Here is a 13,649-nt window from a genome sequence, read left to right as displayed (position 1 = left end):
ACGTTCTACGGCTGCTAGTCATTTCGTCCGGCGTTCCACAACCCAGTGCGCGCGCTGGGGGCCGAGGATCAACGTCAGGGCGGCCCGTAACAGGAGAAGCACACTTTCACGGTCCGCCCGGAGCGCTGGGACGTTCCGCAGAAGGTGACCAATCAGGCGTCCTCGTCCAGGCTCCGTAGAGGCGAGACGGAGGTCGTAATGCGCCGTTACCTGCTGATAGGTCCGAGCGACAGCCTGTGATCCACCTTTCTCAATGACCATCTCTTCGATTAGCCGGAAGGTGTCGCGCGACTTGCCAAGGTTTCGCCGCAACTTCTCGAGTGTCTGGCTCGCGCCACTGTAGTTGTTGCCGTGAAGCCGGTAGCCGAACAGCTTCTCCTCGGCAAACGCCATCCCACCGCCCGGCTCGAGCGCCACCCAAACCGCCAGGGGCCAATCCTGATAGCATGTGTCGAGGTAGTCCCGCTGCTCGCAGAACGCTATGAACGCGTCAACGTCGCCTCGCGACCGTGACACGCCGAAAGCGCTGCCCAGCCAAACGTAATCACCGTGTTCGAGGAGGCCTTTCTCGATCAGACCGCTGCGGTCAAGCGGTTCCGCCAGACCTAACACTTCGCCGACCCGGCTCCGTCGCGGGATTTGTTTTCCATTGCTGTCTAAGTACCATAAATCGTGGGTGCAAAGTTTCGTCTCGGCAGTTACCTGCGCCATGCAACACGACAGTTTTCTATGGTGCCAGACATCGTCGCCGTCGAGAAAAAAAACCATGTCGTGCCGCGCTACGCGCAACCCCGAGATCATTGCCCGCATGACCCCGCCGTTCTCAATATGCTGCACGATCTCAATGCCGGGTGTGTCGGCCAGAATCTTGAGGCTCCGATCTGTGGAACAATCATCGATCACGACAATTTGAATTTCGCCCTCGTAGTCCTGCTCTCGAACCGAACGGATCGCCTCGCCGATGAAGCGTTCGAGGTTGTAACATGTGACGACAACGGAGACCGGATCAGGCATCGGTCCGACCTATGACCTTCGCCGGGTTGCCCGCTGCAATCGAATATGGTGGCACATCGCGGGTCACGACGGCCCCGGCCCCAATTATGGCTTTTCGGCCAACAGTTACTCCCGCAAGTATGATAGCCCCGGCCCCGATCCATACTCCGTCTTCGATCCGGATCGGGCCGTCCAAGTGCTTCGGAAAGTCCTTTTCGAGGAACTCATGCTTATCGAGGCCAGTATCGATTAGCATGCACCGCGCGGACAGCACCACATAGGAGCCGATTTCCACCTTGTGATGACCGAGAATGAAGACGCCGTGGTTAACCCCGCAATGGTTGCCAATGGTCACTTTTTGGGGATTCACGACAGTGAAATCTCCTAAAATCCCGACCTTCTTGCCGAAGGTATACCTGCCCTTCAGTTGAAGAAGAATGTGTCGGATTTTCCTAATCATTCTAGCACCTACTGGAGTTCGGGGCGCCCGGTGTCGGTATTGTCAAAAACGTCATAAACAAACACCCGTCGCGTACACTGGAAGTCAGATGTGTTATTTTTTCAGGCATTCAAAGACAATGGTTTGAGAGATCGATCACTAGGCCATTATTGTCACGGCACGACAAATCAGCACACCGCTCTGTGTCAGAACTGCGTGGTTTTTGGTTTTGATAGCTGCCGAATGTAGTTCTTGAGGCGCACATGAGCCTCGAACCCTAAAAAACTCAGTGCATATTCGACGCGCAGCCGAAGATTGCTTGCGACTGCGAGCGCCGTCGCCATTCGCAATGCGAGAAGGCTCCGTTCGAGCGGGCCAACAGAGCGTGTTTCGGGTAGCATTAGCCCCGAAGTTGAATGCAGGACGGCGAGGACCTGACGTTCAATCCGCTGACGCAGAGCTGGATCAATCTGCCCTTGCCAGTTTGCAAGGTCTCTTTGCATTGTGCGGAACGCGATGACCTTGCTCTGAATGAAACGATTCCAACGGGCGGGTTGGCTGATGTCATATCCAGTGCCGGAATTGTCATCATGCAAGCGTGTGCGCACGAGTGCTTCGTCGCATGGGAGTAACGTGCCCAGCAAGGCCGCTCTCAGCTGCAACGGCGCGTCTTCGATGATCGAGCCCCCGATCAATGGGGCAAAGCGCTCAAACACACCCCGTGTATAGGCGCAAGTCGGTGCCGCAGCGGGCAGCCAATAGCCGTGCGCATAGCCGTCCAACACAATATCGGAATAGCGGTGGTGGTTGGCTGGCACGGTCTTGATGGTCTGATCATTGCGGAAGAGCTCACGCCCAGAATGGACTGCACCTTCAGGGCTACCGGCGGAGACCCAAGCATCAACCAGAACCGACACGCGATTGTCAATCGAGATATCATCGCCAGCAGCGACGACAAACAGCTTTCCCGTAGAGACCACAAACGCTGACTGCACGTGCAAAGCTGTTCCAAGGTTAAAAGCGTTCCGCCTCACTCTGACTTTGTGCGGCCCCTTATATGCCTCCGCCATTTCCTCCATTATCTCGAAGGTGCGGTCGCTGGAACAATCGTCCGACAGGATGATCTCGAGCGGCGAATATCGCTGGGCAAACGCGCCCTCTACCGCCTCGCAGATGTATTTCTCTTGATTGTAGGCAAAGACCACAAAGGTCACGAGGGGGCGATTCTCTGTCCCATCGGGCAAGCCGATGTTGCCGTATGTCTTCAGGATTTCGGTGTTATCCATCCTTTTCCCTCTCTCCCACAGTCGCAATCCGACCGAGCTTACCGCCCGCTGTCGTTCGAGACGCAAGCTGCACCAGTGACCAGAGCCCGAGCGCACCGCCCAGAACCAGGCCCGCCGCAGCCCCACCCAGATCCGATTGCCGCGCCGCTGCCTCCACCGACAGCGCCTGCACCTTGACCGCCCGGCTCCACGCAAAACCGATGCGGCCTCCGAACCACCAGACGAGGGGCAGATAGGCCATGTAAAGCGCCAAAAACGCCACTCCGGTCCCGTGACCCCAAGCATCGGCAGGCCGACCCAGACGCCCAAGACTATGACGCCGATCCCTAGCGAATCGGTCAGGACAAAGGTCTTGCCCGCCCCCGCGATGAGGATGACGAAGCCCAAAGGCCAGCCCATCACCCCGAGCAGGTCGCCGAGGAGTAGCCAGCGCAGGATTTCGACCGCCGGCTCGAACCCGGCCGAATAGAGCAGGCGGATCGCATAGGGCGCGCAGCCCAACGTCGCAACGAGGACCGGAGCACAGAGAAGGAGCGCGACCTCGGTTTGTTCGTCGAACAGCAGCGCGGGCGCCGCTCAATCCTCTGCTGCAAAGCTGGGTCGATCTCTGCCGTGCCGTTGGCGAGGTCCTTCTGCATCGTCCGGAACGCGGTCGCCTTGCTCTGGATGAACCGGTTTCAGCGCCGCCGGCAACGCGCTCGTGTAGCCGGGCCGGTATTGTCGTCGCGCATGCGCTGGCCACCAGCAGTTGATCGCAGGCGACAAACTCACCGATCAGCGCAGCGCGAAGCCGCAACGGATTATCCTTGATGATGCTGCCGCCGCTCAACGGGCCGAAATGCTCGAAAACCCCACGCGTATAGGCGCACGTTGGGCCGCGGGAAGCCAGTAGGCACGGGAGTAACCTTCTAGAAGGCAATCGAAGAAGTGGTAGGGTTTTGCCGGAAGCCGCGTGAGTTTCTGGCCGTGGCAGAAACTTTCGCGACCGGAATGCACCGCGCCCTCGGGTTAGCCAGTCGGGCGTCGAGACGTCGTCGCCGGCCGCGATCACGAACAGCCGGCCGGACGAGGCGCTGAACGCCGACTGTACGTGCAGCGCGGTGCCGAGGTTGAAATCGTTGCGCCGTGCGATGACCTTGCGCGGCCCACGGTTTGCATCCGTCATTTGCTGCATGATCGCGAAGGTCCCTTCGTTCGACTAATCGTCGGACAGTATGATATCGAGCCACGCATAGGTCTGGGCGAAGGCGTTCTCGATCGCCTGGCAGACGATCGCCTCCTGGTGGAAGACGAACACCCCGAGAGTGACGCGCGGGCGGGTGTCGGGGGAAGGGCGGTCGGTCATCTGACCAGTCCGATGCGCTTGAAGAACCGGTTGCTCGCTTCGGCGATCTTGCCGACCCTGCCGCCAAGGCCTGCCATCTTCGCGAGCCGCGTCAGGGCGTGGATCCCGAAGCCGAGCGACAGCGGGACACCCACGGCGGCTGCGAGCATATCGGAGCGGCGGGCGAGAACGGTCACGAGGACGGCGGCCAGCGTGAGGACACAGACTTGGATCAGCACTGTGGGCGTCCAGCGGAACGCGAGCCAGACCCGCGCGGCGACGAAATTGATCGGCAGGATTACTGCATACATCGCGATGAAGGCCACGCCGGTGGCGGTGACGCCCATCAGCGGCAGGGCGGCCCAGGTGACCCCGACCATAGCCAGGGCGCCCAGCGACTGACTCAGGATGAAGACTCGCCCCGCACCCATCGACAAGACGACGAAGCCGAGCGGCCAGGTCACGACCTTGAGGATGTCGCCCAGAATCTGCCAGCGCAGGATGCCGGACGCGGTCGCGAACTCGGCGGAATAGAGCAGATGGATTACCCAGGGTGCGAGCGACAGCATCGCCAGCAGCACCGGACCGATCAGCAGGAGAGCGACCTCGGTCTGTTCGTTGACGATCCGGGCGGCGCTCGCGTGGTCGGCGATGGCGCCGGCGAGCCTCGGGTAATAGTCGGTAGCCATCGCGCCGAGGATCAAGGTGAGATAGATCATCCCGATTGACCACGAGGCTTGGAACTGCCCGAGCGCGTCAACGCCGAGCCGGTGCTGCACGAGGCTGCGCACGGCGAGCTGCGCGACCGTCATAGCCAGCGCGCTCAACATAAAAGCGGCGCCGAGCAGGGCCAGTTTGCGCCATTCGCCCGCGAGTTCAGCGGCGGTCGGCTGGCGGCCCGCCGGCTGTTCGAGCCGCGACACGAACCAGTGCCCGGCGAGAAAGCCGGTGGTCGGCACCATCAGCACCAACACTAGCACGCCGGGGTGGCCCCAGAGCCAGATCGCGAGAATGCCCAACGTGGCGGCGGCCACGCCGGACAGCACGTTCACCCGCGCGACGTCGCCGATCCGCCTGAGCCCGGTGAGATAGGCGGTCTGCGACCCGGCCGCGACGGTCAGCGCGACACCGAGCCCGAGCCAGGCGACGTCGCCCGCAGCGCCCGGATCGTCGAGGATGCGGCGCGCGATCCACGGGCTGGTGAGCCAGACGACGCCGGCGCCAATGAGCGCCAGTCCGACTGTCCCCCACAGCAGCGCCTGACGCACTAGCAGGAGGGCGTCGTCTTCGCCGGCAGCACTGGCCGAGGCCACCTGGCGGGTGCCGATATTGTTGAACCCGAGCGCCGAGACGGTCGAAGCGGTTTGCATCAGGTTCTGGTAAATCCCGATCAGGCCGACGCCGGCGGGGCCGAGCAGAAGGGCAGCGACCTTCATCTTGACCAGGCCCGACAGGATGTTGAGCATAGAGGCCGCGCCCATGATCGAGGACGAGCGCAGGAGGGTGCGGTAGCTGTGGGCAGGAGTTTCGGTCACGTGTCGACCATCTCTTTCGACACTCCGTTGCGAGCCCCGAACTTGGCCTCGAACCAGGCGATGTCGTCGGCGAGCGCGGTTTCGACGAAGGTGCGCTCTTCATCTGTCATCATGGCCGGTGGCACCGGCGCGCCGACGCGGAGCGCCCCCAGCTTGAGGCTCTTGTAGAGCCTCATATCCTTGAGCCCCTTCGGCAGGACACGCGCCAGCGCGGCCATCGCCTTGGGTGGACGGCGCCCCTGCACGGCGGTCACGTTGCTGCGAGGCGCACCGTCCGGGCGAGCAGCAACGTCCTCGAGCGGGGGAAGGCCGAGAAAACCGAAGCAGCGCGCCATCGTGCTGGCATGGTCGGATTGGAGATCTCCGGCGGAGATCAGCAGGCAGTTGGAGGCGCCCAGCGCAACCTCCCAGGCTTCGACTTGGCGAGCATATTGCGAGAATTCGAGATACGCCATGTAGCCGAACCGGTCCGGTCGGTCGGGGTCGTAGCCGAATCCGTCGGCGTGCAGCGCTTCGAGGAAGCTGCGGCGCTCCAGGCCAAGGCGGTAACGCCAGCGGTAGTGAGAGAACGTGCGCGCAACCGGATGCCGCAGCACGATGAGCGCCTTCGGATCGTCGAGGTCGTGCGCGACACGCTGGGCCGCGACCGGCCACGGCAGGTAGCCGGTGGAACTTTCGCCATAGTAGCGAAGTCTAGGGACTGAAGTGAACAAGGCGTTGTGGGCCTGGGCGCCGCGGGCATAGCGGTCGTCGCGACAAAAATGGTGCGGTTCCTTCTCTGCGCTCATGGCTATCATCGGATGTGCGCCGAGATAGTCGTGCAGCGACGAGGTGCCGCTCTTAGCTGCGCCGGGCACGACAAGGTTGCAGAGATAATCAGAGGGCATCGACTAGTCCGGCAATGACCTTCTGCGCCGCCGGCAGGTCGAGTTGCGGTCCTATCGGCAGGCTCAGCACTTCCTCGGCGAGGTCGCGAGCGATCGGCAGAGCTTCGGGCGCAAGGCCGAGATCGGCATAAGCCGCCTGCATGTGCGGAGGGATCGGGTAGTGGATCAGCGTACCGACGCCGACTGCGGCGAGACGCTTCTGAAGCGCCGCACGGTTCTTGGTGCGCACCACATAGAGGTGCCAGGCGGGGTCGGCCCAGTTCGGCACATTCGGCAGGATGAGACCGAGACCCGCGAGGCCGTCCGCATATGCCTCGGCGATCGCAAGCCGTCGCTCGGTCCAGGCGTCGAGGTGGGGCAGCTTGGCCCGCAGCACCGCTGCCTGGATCGGGTCGAGGCGCGAGTTCTCGCCCTGGACCTCGTTTACGTATTTCACTCGGCTGCCATAGTTGCGCAGTACGCGGATGCGGTCGGACAGATCGGCTCGATTGGTCGTCACCGCCCCGCCATCCCCCAACGCGCCGAGGTTCTTGCCGGGATAGAAGCTCCAGCAAACCACATCGCCATGCGCACCGATGCGCCGCCCTTTGTAGCACGCACCATGGGCCTGGGCGGCATCCTCGACCACCGCGATCCCGCGGCTGCGCGCAAGCGCGAGGATCGGGTCAAGATCGGTTGGCTGGCCGTAGAGGTGAACAGGTAGGATGACCTTCGTTGACGGAGTGATCATCTCCGCGATGCCAGTCGGGTCGATGTTGTGGGTGGCCGGATCGGGCTCGACTGGTATTGGCCTCGCGCCCACTGCCGTCACAGCAAGCCACGTGGCGATGTAGGTGTTCGAGGGTACGATTACCTCGTCGCCCGGGCCTACATCCAGCGAACGGAGTGCAAGGATCAGCGCGTCCAGACCATTGGCGACCCCCACTGCATGATCCGCCTCGCAATAGGCCGCCCACTCTGCCTCGAAAGCTTCGACCTCGGGGCCGAGGATGTACCAGCCCGAGTCGAGAACGCGATGGATCGCGGCATCAATCTCCGTCTTGAGTTCGCGATAGGCCGCGCCAAGGTCTAGGAAGGGGATAGTCATGCCTTGCGCCCTTCGAGCTCTGCGAGAAAATCGTCGTAGGTTCTAAGATAGTCGTCCGGCTCATATGTCCGGGAGGCGAAAACCAGCAGAACCGCGTCCGAGCTGTAGCGATACTGCGTGCCCCAGATCATTGCCGGCATGAACACCCCCATGTCCGGACTGTCGAGGGTGACCTCGCAGCGATTATAGCCATCATCGAGCAGCACACGACAGGAACCGTGCAGGCATATCAGGAATTGCTGGCACTGCTTGTGGGCGTGTTCACCCCGAAGCTCCATCGAAGGAACATCGAACACCACAAAGTAGCGGACAGGAGAAAACGGCACCTCGTTCGGTACTTCGCCGACAGTCAGCGCCCCCCGCGCATCGGTGATGCGCCGCATAAGAAACAGTGTGGAAGCGCCAACACCCAGTTCGACTTTGGAGGGACGCGCCAAATGTTTGAAGCTGTGAAAATCGACATGTTTCGGATCTGGCTTCCGCCATGCGCCATCGCCGTCAAGATAGCCTGCGACTTGGGCGGGATTTCCTTCGACGATGGCGTTTGGCGGAACAGACCGAAGAACGACCGCGCCTGCCTTGACCCATGCCCCCTGTCCGATTGTCACCTCAGCACCGATCACGGCAGCCGCGTCGATGCGTGCATTTTGTCCCAGCACAACTCCGTCTCCGGCAAGGACGACCCTAGGGCCGAGTGTCACCCCTTCCGCAATTTTCGCGCTATCCGGGATAATGCAATCCAGGGTGTTATCGATCATCCCTCAGCCCCCCCTTCAAGGATTGCCAAATATCCGGCGTGGTCGGCTTCAAAGCGCTGACGCGGGTAGGTAAAACAGATGTCGCGGTCGTCACGGCAGATCTCGGTCATGCCAAATCTAACGTAGAACGCATAGGCCTTCGCGTTGCTGATCCGTACATCGACATACGCCAAGGATCGTTCAAGACCGTCGAAACCGATGCCGAAGGATAGCACCGCACTTTCCAGCGCCGCCTTCGGCGTCTTGTTCTGATCGAGGATCCAGCTGCCCCAGATAAAGCTGTCGGTCACAATGTCATAGAGGCGCACCACGCCGCAGCGAGTGCCGTCCTTGCGTTCGATCACGTAGTACAGCTCGCTCAGCGCGGCCTCGCGCGCCTTGTAGGCTTCGATCCAGCGGCGCTGGTCCTCGACCGTGCCACGCACCTCGGACAAATGGCGGTTGTAGGCCGGGTCGGTGCGCAGGCCGTGGACATATTCCGCATCCTCGGGCTGGATCAAGCGCAGCGTTAGGTTCGGGCCCTCGACCCGGGCTAGGGTCTCGGAAACCATCACAGCCTCAGATCGCTGTCTAGCGGCGCGAAGACGCTTTTCAGGTCACAGAATACGGCGGCGTCCCGGCCATAGCGGCGCAGCACCTCACTGCCCTTGTCGCAGAACGCGTCATGCGCGACTGCCAAAACGATGCCGTCATAGGTGCCGGCCTCGGGGTTGGCCACCAGATCCAGCGCGTAATTGGCGCGGGCCTCTTCCGAATCGACCCAAGGGTCGTGCACATCCACCTGCACGCCATAATCTCGCAGCTCCGCCACCACATCAACGACGCGGGTGTTGCGCAGGTCGGGGCAGTTTTCCTTGAAGGTCAGCCCCAGCACCAGCACCCGCGCGCCATCCACCTGGATGCGCCGTTTCAGCATGGCCTTGACCATCTGGCCCGCCACGTAGGCGCCCATCCCGTCATTGATCCGCCGTCCGGCAAGGATCACCTGCGGATGATACCCCAGAGCCTCGGCCTTGTGGGTGAGGTAATAGGGGTCCACGCCGATGCAGTGACCACCGACAAGGCCGGGCCGGAAGGGGAGGAAGTTCCACTTGGTCCCCGCCGCGCGCAGCACCGCGTCGGTATCAAGGCCCATGCGGTTGAAAATGATGGCAAGTTCGTTGACCAAGGCAATGTTGAGATCGCGTTGCGTGTTCTCGATCACCTTGGCTGCCTCGGCCACGCGGATACTTTCGGCCTTGTAGGTGCCGGCGGTAATTATACCGGCATAGAGGGCATCGACCATCTCGGCGACCTCGGGGGTGGAGCCGGACGTGACCTTACGGATCGTGGTCAGCCGGTGTGTCTTATCTCCGGGGTTGATCCGTTCGGGGCTGTAGCCACAGAAAAAATCGACGTTGTAGATCAGACCCGAGCCGCGTTCGAGGACAGGCACGCAATCCTCCTCCGTTGCACCGGGATAGACTGTGCTTTCGTAAATGACGGTGTCGCCCCTCTTAAGCGCACGCCCCACGGTCTCGGATGCCTTGATGAGCGGGGTCAGATCGGGCCGCTTGTGCGCGTCGATCGGCGTGGGGACGGTGACGATGAAAATCGTGGCAGCAGCCAGATCGCCAGGGTCCGCTGTCAGGGTCAGGTGTCGCGCCTCGGCCAGCTCATCTGGCGAGACCTCGCGCGTCTGGTCGCTGCCCGCGCGCAGTTCGGCGATGCGGGCTGCGTTGATGTCAAAGCCGATGACGGCTCGCTGCTTGCCGAATTCGACCGCCAGCGGCAGTCCGACATAGCCAAGGCCGATGACGGCGATGGTGTCGTGAGACAGAGCCATTCAATCACTTCCCATAGTAATCGCGGAACCAATCGACGAACCGTGCAATCCCGTCCCTGAAATCTGTCTGCGGGCGATACCCTGTCAGCCTTTGCAGCAGCGTGGCATCCGCCCAGGTGGCGGGCACGTCGCCCATCTGCATCGGCATGTAGTTGCGGATCGCCTTTTTCCCGAGGCTCTCCTCAATTGCGTCGACAAAGTCGAGCAGCCGCACTTTGTCGGAATTGCCAATATTTACGACGCGGAAGGGGGCAACTGGCGACAGGCTGTCTCCCCCGGGCACCACACCATCCTCGGGTCGTTCGGGCACCGAGTCGATGAGCAGGCGAATGCCGCGCACGAGATCATCGACATAGGTGAAGTCGCGGTACATGTCGCCATGGTTGTAGATATCGATGGGCCGATCATCGAGGATCGCATCGACGAATTTGTACAGCGCGAGGTCGGGCCGCCCCCAGGGGCCATAGACCGTAAAGAAACGGAACATCGTGGTGGGCAGGTTCCACAGATGGGCATAGGCATGGCCCATGCTTTCATTGGCCTTCTTAGTCGCCGCATAGATCGTCAGCTGCGTGTCGGCCTTCTCCGTCTCAGTGAACGGCATACTCTCATTCGCCCCATACACTGAACTGGTCGAGGCCATGAGAAGATGTTGTACGTTCAGCCGGCGAGCTGCCTCCATCACGTTGAAGGTGCCAACAACATTCGCGTCAATATAGGTCCGGGGGTTCTCCAGACTGTAGCGGACGCCAGCCTGAGCGGCGAGGTGGACGATAATATCGGGAGAAAATTCGTCCGCAACCCTGTCCAGCAATACGACATCTTCCAGCATCCCTTCGTCTGCCGAGAAGTTCGGGTGCTGCAGCAGCATGGAGTGGCGCTTCTGCTTCAGAGTGACATCGTAGTAATCCGTCATCCCGTCATAGCCATGAACCCGAAAGCCTTCTGCGAGCAACAGCTTGGCGAGGTGATAGCCGATGAATCCGGCCGTTCCGGTCACAAGGACCTTGCGCGTCATTCGAGGACATCCCCTTTTTTCAACTCAGTCTCCGCTCTTCGTGTCGCCAACAGGGTCGGACACTATTTCTTTTTCCAAGGCCCTTATTTCTGCCTTGAGCGCCTCATATTCATCGAGCTTCCGAGTCAAAAAGCGTCTTGTGAGGACCGCCTTCTGCGCAAGTCCCTGAGGCGTCAATACATAGGCGTAGCGTCGCTTGTCCCGTGATGAGGAAAAATTCGAGAACTTCAAAAGACCCTTCTCAACCAATGCTTTGAGAAGATAGTGCACGCTGCCGTTGCTGATGCCGACAGCATTTGCAAGTTCGCGCTGGGAGAGTTCCGGATTGTTTTCAAGCAAGCGCAGAATTCGGAACTGCGCATCTTCTGTGTCGGACCGGTCAACCATGGAAGGACGGTTCACCCATAGCTACCGCACAAGGAGTCCCCCGGCGGGGCCCCTGAAGAATGATTTACAATGTGCCCACATATATCCATAATTGCTCAAGTATGAGCGTTACCATATCTCGACGTGCCTGAGAAGCCACTATTCAAGTCCATGGTTAAGATTTTTGAGAGTGGGATCTTGGTGAGCAGGACCAATTCGAAGGAAGGAGATCATAAATACTTCATAGTCTTAGGTGAAGATTTTTAAAATATTAAAATATTGAAATAGACCATCAGACTTAATTGCGATCGCAAACTCCAAATCGAGGTGCGCCGATAGTCCTAGCCAGAAGAAAAGGCCGTCGCCCTGTTCAAACGGCGAGATCAACAAGCAACGGGGGAACCATGCAATCGCAAGGTGAAAACTGGTTTGTCGCCCAGCACAAGGCGAACAGCGCACGGATTGCCGAACGCAATCTCCGGCAACAAGGCTTCCGCTCCTTTCTTCCAAGGGAGGAGAAGACACGACGGGTCCGGGGAAAATTCGTCACAGCCCCGGCACCACTCTTCCCCGGATATATTTTTGTGGCATTCGACAAGAAGGACGCACGCTGGCCCGCAATCAATGCAACCCACGGCATAACACGCCTCGTAAGCTTCGGCAGAGAGCCCGCGGAAGTCCCGTCGCCCCTGATCTCCGAGCTGATGGCGCGCTGCGACGCGACGGGCCTGTTTCAGTCAACAGCAAAGCTGCAAGAAGGCGATCTGGTTCGCGTGACGAAAGGCCCGTTCGCAGAGATGATCACCACAATAGAAACGCTGGAATCCGACCAGCGGATCTGGATCCTCATGGAGGTAATGGGTGGCAACACGCGGACGACCATTGCGGCGAACGCGTTGAGGCCTGCATGAGGCAAGGGAACGTCATCGGCCTGTCAGGTAATATGCCGAAACTCTAATCCCTCCTGGGGGAAAGTTCAGTGGCAGGTCAATTGTCACCGCAACTGCACAGTTTTCAAAATGGCATTGCGGTAGGCTTCGACGACAAGATGTTTGTCAAACTCGCGCTCCATCTTATTGCGACCGGCCTGCCCCATCGCGACACGTGCCTCGCGGGAGAGCCCGAGAAACCGCTCCATCATACGCGCCAGGCTTTCCGAACTTCGGACCACGCATAAAAAGCCGGTTTCGCCATGCTCCACAACCGCTCGACAGCCAGGCACATCGGTGGCGATCACAGGACGAGCCATCGATGCGGCTTCGATTAACGTCCTTGGCGCTCCCTCCCGATAGGACGGAAGCACGATGCACGTTGACGCTTCGATAAATGGCCTTACGTCCTTTGTGGTTCCAAGATATTCAATAACTCCCTCTTCCTGCCAGTTTTGAACAGTCGCTCTATCAATTGCTGATCGGTTCTGGGATCCGGCCGCCCCCAAAAGCCGAAAGCTCACATCGGGTCGACTCGCTTTTATCTTTCTTGCCGCTTCCACGAACTCGACAACCCCCTTGTCACGCAGAAGCCGAGCGATCAGCAAAAAGGAAACGCCCTCCTCTGCCGGCGGCAGAGGAACCGCGTTGAAATGAGCGAGATCGATGCCGGAACCTGGCAGGAGATGAGCCTGATCCGAACTTATGAGGCGTCGCCCGAGAAATAAATCCCGGTCATCCTCATTCTGAAAAAAGACGACAGATAATCGACTGAAAGCAGTTCGATAGAGCGCTTCGGCAATCCCTTGGAGCCAACCTCCGGAAAGAAAAGCGGTACCAAGCCCTGTTACGTTGGGCACAAACGGGATACCAGCAAGACGTGCAGCAAACGCACCGTATATGTTGTTCTTTATTGTGTAGCTTAATACGACGTCAGGACGCGCAACCCTGAAGACGCGCCTGAATCGGCGCATAAGCGCCAGATCGCTTATCGGGTTCAGCCCCTTAACGCTCATCTCGAGCGGCATAAACCTGCATCCAATAGCTTCCAGATCAGCGACGCTGTCATCCGCCGGTGAAAGTATGGTCACGTCATGCCCTTCAGAAATCAGATTCTGCACAACCGCTTTCCGAAAGTTCCAGATATTCCAGGCTGCATTCGCCGTCATAAGGATATGCATAAGTCAATCAGCCTACAGATG

The 13,649-nt window shown here is 60.0% G+C and carries 15 protein-coding genes; 1 reads left to right on the top strand and 14 read right to left on the bottom strand.

The features are described from left to right. Positions 1 to 18 precede the first annotated feature (18 nt). The 13 genes from FHS78_RS09580 to FHS78_RS09520 all read right to left on the bottom strand — a co-directional run bounded on the left by FHS78_RS09580 (position 19) and on the right by FHS78_RS09520 (position 11,539). Entirely contained in the window at positions 19 to 1,014 is a 996-nt protein-coding gene (locus FHS78_RS09580; protein ID WP_167093579.1) for a glycosyltransferase, read from the bottom strand. Further along, positions 1,007 to 1,453: an acyltransferase gene (locus FHS78_RS19595; RefSeq protein WP_167093577.1), complete on the bottom strand. Its 447-nt coding sequence runs from the start codon at positions 1,451 to 1,453 to the stop codon at positions 1,007 to 1,009. Before FHS78_RS19595 ends, FHS78_RS09580 begins: the two co-directional genes overlap by 8 nt. Before the next feature lie 185 nt (positions 1,454 to 1,638). Beyond that, a complete protein-coding gene (locus FHS78_RS09570; RefSeq protein ID WP_167093575.1) occupies positions 1,639 to 2,718 on the bottom strand; it encodes a glycosyltransferase family 2 protein in 1,080 nt (359 codons plus the stop codon). Beyond that, a complete protein-coding gene (locus tag FHS78_RS09565; protein ID WP_167093573.1) occupies positions 2,711 to 2,959 on the bottom strand; it encodes a hypothetical protein in 249 nt (82 codons plus the stop codon). The genes FHS78_RS09570 and FHS78_RS09565 overlap by 8 nt, the downstream gene beginning before the upstream one ends. Positions 2,960 to 3,916: 957 nt before the next feature. Next, the gene (locus FHS78_RS09560) at positions 3,917 to 4,063 is read right to left on the bottom strand and encodes a hypothetical protein (protein WP_167093571.1); all 147 of its coding nucleotides are present in this window, start codon (positions 4,061 to 4,063) and stop codon (positions 3,917 to 3,919) included. Further along, positions 4,060 to 5,577 (bottom strand): O-antigen translocase, encoded by a 1,518-nt coding sequence (locus FHS78_RS09555; protein WP_343041950.1) that lies wholly within the window; start codon positions 5,575 to 5,577, stop codon positions 4,060 to 4,062. Before FHS78_RS09555 ends, FHS78_RS09560 begins: the two co-directional genes overlap by 4 nt. After that, entirely contained in the window at positions 5,574 to 6,464 is an 891-nt protein-coding gene (locus tag FHS78_RS09550; RefSeq protein ID WP_167093569.1) for a sulfotransferase family protein, read from the bottom strand. Before FHS78_RS09550 ends, FHS78_RS09555 begins: the two co-directional genes overlap by 4 nt. After that, positions 6,454 to 7,551 (bottom strand): DegT/DnrJ/EryC1/StrS family aminotransferase, encoded by a 1,098-nt coding sequence (locus tag FHS78_RS09545; protein ID WP_167093567.1) that lies wholly within the window; start codon positions 7,549 to 7,551, stop codon positions 6,454 to 6,456. The genes FHS78_RS09550 and FHS78_RS09545 overlap by 11 nt, the downstream gene beginning before the upstream one ends. Further along, positions 7,548 to 8,309: a WxcM-like domain-containing protein gene (locus FHS78_RS09540; protein WP_167093565.1), complete on the bottom strand. Its 762-nt coding sequence runs from the start codon at positions 8,307 to 8,309 to the stop codon at positions 7,548 to 7,550. The genes FHS78_RS09545 and FHS78_RS09540 overlap by 4 nt, the downstream gene beginning before the upstream one ends. Continuing rightward, positions 8,306 to 8,860: a GNAT family N-acetyltransferase gene (locus FHS78_RS09535; RefSeq protein ID WP_167093563.1), complete on the bottom strand. Its 555-nt coding sequence runs from the start codon at positions 8,858 to 8,860 to the stop codon at positions 8,306 to 8,308. The genes FHS78_RS09540 and FHS78_RS09535 overlap by 4 nt, the downstream gene beginning before the upstream one ends. After that, complete coding sequence (tviB, locus tag FHS78_RS09530) at positions 8,860 to 10,134, bottom strand: Vi polysaccharide biosynthesis UDP-N-acetylglucosamine C-6 dehydrogenase TviB (protein WP_167093561.1); 1,275 nt, start codon at positions 10,132 to 10,134, stop codon at positions 8,860 to 8,862. The genes FHS78_RS09535 and tviB overlap by 1 nt, the downstream gene beginning before the upstream one ends. A gap of 4 nt (positions 10,135 to 10,138) precedes the next feature. After that, positions 10,139 to 11,152: a GDP-mannose 4,6-dehydratase gene (locus FHS78_RS09525; RefSeq protein ID WP_167093559.1), complete on the bottom strand. Its 1,014-nt coding sequence runs from the start codon at positions 11,150 to 11,152 to the stop codon at positions 10,139 to 10,141. Positions 11,153 to 11,176: 24 nt separating this feature from the next. Next, positions 11,177 to 11,539 (bottom strand): MarR family EPS-associated transcriptional regulator, encoded by a 363-nt coding sequence (locus tag FHS78_RS09520; RefSeq protein ID WP_167093557.1) that lies wholly within the window; start codon positions 11,537 to 11,539, stop codon positions 11,177 to 11,179. Positions 11,540 to 11,922: 383 nt separating this feature from the next. Here FHS78_RS09520 and FHS78_RS09515 point away from each other — a divergent pair, with 383 nt between their 5' ends. Beyond that, the gene (locus tag FHS78_RS09515; RefSeq protein WP_167093555.1) at positions 11,923 to 12,429 is read left to right on the top strand and encodes a transcriptional activator RfaH; all 507 of its coding nucleotides are present in this window, start codon (positions 11,923 to 11,925) and stop codon (positions 12,427 to 12,429) included. An 83-nt stretch (positions 12,430 to 12,512) separates the two neighbouring features. Here FHS78_RS09515 and FHS78_RS09510 read toward each other — a convergent pair whose 3' ends face one another. Continuing rightward, complete coding sequence (locus FHS78_RS09510) at positions 12,513 to 13,616, bottom strand: glycosyltransferase family 4 protein (RefSeq protein WP_167093554.1); 1,104 nt, start codon at positions 13,614 to 13,616, stop codon at positions 12,513 to 12,515. Positions 13,617 to 13,649: the final 33 nt, after the last annotated feature.

Source organism: Parvibaculum indicum, assembly GCF_011762095.1.
Classification (GTDB): domain Bacteria; phylum Pseudomonadota; class Alphaproteobacteria; order Parvibaculales; family Parvibaculaceae; genus Parvibaculum; species Parvibaculum indicum.
The sequence above is the reverse complement of the archived record's forward strand: the minus strand, read 5'-3'. Positions and strand labels throughout refer to the sequence as shown.